The sequence below is a fragment of the Halobacillus sp. BBL2006 genome, assembly GCF_000786645.1.
In the GTDB taxonomy this organism is placed as follows: domain Bacteria; phylum Bacillota; class Bacilli; order Bacillales; family Halobacillaceae; genus Halobacillus.
Map to the genome: position 1 here is coordinate 1 of NZ_JRNX01000620.1, position 1,603 is coordinate 1,603.

Consider the following 1,603-nt stretch of genomic DNA (forward strand, 5'->3'; position numbering starts at 1 on the left):
ATATTCGAAACCGAATCGAGGGAGAACTCGATTATCCAGGTCATATTAAAGTTACTGTCATTCGTGAAACACGATCCGTGGAGTATGCGAAATAATACCATGAAGCGGCCTCAGGCCGCTTCATTTCTGTTTATAGAGAAATCCTTTTACTAAATTACTACTACGAATCACGAGAGAAAGGAAGCAATTATGAGAATTTTATTTATCGGAGACGTTGTCGGATCCCCAGGAAGAGATATGGTAGATGAATATGTACCTAAACTAAAACAAAAATTTCAGCCAGCTGTAACCATCATCAATGGAGAGAATGCTGCTTCAGGTAAAGGGATTACAGAAAAAATCTATCGCAGGTTTTTAGAAAAAGGCGCACAGGCCGTAACTCTTGGAAACCATGCTTGGGACAAAAAAGAGATTTTCGATTTCATTGATGACGCAGACTATCTTGTACGTCCTGCTAATTTTCCGGAAGGGACACCAGGAAAAGGAATGACGTTTGTTAAAACACCTAAAGGTGAAGTCGCTGTCATCAATCTCCAAGGTCGAACATTTCTAGCCCCCAACGACGACCCCTTCAGAAAAGTAGATGAGCTGATAGAAGAAGCTAAAAAACGAACCTCTATCATTTTCCTTGATTTCCATGCTGAAACTACGAGTGAAAAACAGGCTATGGGCTGGTATATCGATGGGCGAGTAAGTGCTAATGTTGGTACACATACACACGTCCAAACGGCGGATGAGCGCATTTTGCCAGGAGGAACCGCTTATATATCAGATGTTGGTATGACTGGGCCATACGATGGCATCTTAGGAATGGACCGTGAAGCAGTGATAAAACGTTTTCTTACAAATCTACCTGTACGTTTTGAAGTTCCAAAAAAGGGAAGAGCACAACTAAGCGGATTTTTGGTAGATGTAGATGAGAAAACGGGTCATGCTCAGAAAGTGCAGCGTCTTCTAATCAATGACGATCACCCCTTCTTCGAATGATTATTTGAATTTTGTGACAAATTCATTCATAATGGAAAAAGGTAATATTCTACATCTCCAGGAATATAGTAGTTATGGAACAACTATAGTGATTGAAGGAGGAGCTAGTAATGGATGTATTAAAAGTATCAGCTAAATCCGTACCCAATTCAGTAGCAGGAGCTTTGGCAAACGTAGTAAGAGAACGCGGCACTGCTGAAATTCAAGCGATAGGTGCAGGTGCACTTAATCAGGCAGTCAAAGCGGTTGCGATAGCCAGAGGATTTGTAGCCCCTAGTGGGATGGATTTAATTTGTATTCCTGCCTTTACCGACATTATGATTGATGAGGAGGAACGCACGGCAATTAAGTTGATTGTCGAACCTCGGTAGTTAATTAGTCGCCCTACCTTCATACAAGCAAGCCGTACTCTAAAATAGAGTGCGGTTTTTTTAATGGACTCAACGTTGAAATTGAGAGGATCGTTTAGTTATATAAGTAAGTAAACCTACGCCGCGAAGTCTATAAATCTTGTAGTTGATTTTTCTTATACTAAAAAAGCTCCCGTTTGTTGAAGACTTAGTTTCGAGATATCTGGGTCCGTTACTGGATAAGGACTCGGATTGGCGGGGAAACG

Annotated in this window: 2 protein-coding genes; both read left to right on the plus strand. The window is 41.2% G+C overall.

Annotated features, from left to right (window positions below):
* Nucleotides 1-189: 189 nt before the first annotated feature.
* On the plus strand, nt 190-987 hold the full coding sequence (locus LD39_RS17075; RefSeq protein WP_035550416.1) for a TIGR00282 family metallophosphoesterase: 798 nt from the start codon (nt 190-192) through the stop codon (nt 985-987).
* 110 nt (nt 988-1,097) lie between these two features.
* Nucleotides 1,098-1,358, plus strand: coding sequence for a stage V sporulation protein S (locus LD39_RS17080; protein ID WP_035550419.1), 261 nt, complete (start codon nt 1,098-1,100; stop codon nt 1,356-1,358).
* The last annotated feature ends 245 nt before the right edge of the window (nt 1,359-1,603 follow it).